Here is a 417-nt window from a genome sequence, read left to right on the forward strand (position 1 = left end):
ATGCAGGTGTGGTGCGGGACAAGACGATGGGTCTGTCAGCCGGACGGGCGTTCTGTTGTGACTGGACATTTTCCCGTTTGTCGGCTTCGGTCGGATGGCAAAGGCTAGAACAGCACTGTTTTGATCCGTGCCACATCGTTATGCTGCATCCTGAACCAGCTTGCGGTTGGCAGCTTTGGAGTGATACTTTGATGCAAGGATGCGGTTGCCTTTTTTCGGATAACGATCACGAAACACGATTTCGACCGGCTCACCGATAAAATCGGCGATTGCTCGCTCGGCTTTTTCATGTGGACGTGTCCAAATATTTTTAACGCCGGAGGCGCTTAACCCGTTAAGTTTGGCTATACCGGCTAAGGTCATGCCTTCCCTGCGAAGGTGGGCAAGAATCGAATGACGATCCCACGCATTGGGCTT

1 protein-coding gene is annotated in these 417 nt (G+C 52.3%); it reads right to left on the reverse strand.

Annotated features, from left to right (window positions below; all coding sequences use genetic code 11):
* Positions 1-138 precede the first annotated feature (138 nt).
* Positions 139-417, reverse strand: a 279-nt coding sequence (locus tag HBA93_RS18860) for a helix-turn-helix domain-containing protein (protein ID WP_221724317.1), incomplete at its 5' end; no start/stop codon positions are given.

The organism is Ochrobactrum sp. SFR4, assembly GCF_019730395.1.
Lineage (GTDB): Bacteria > Pseudomonadota > Alphaproteobacteria > Rhizobiales > Rhizobiaceae > Pseudochrobactrum.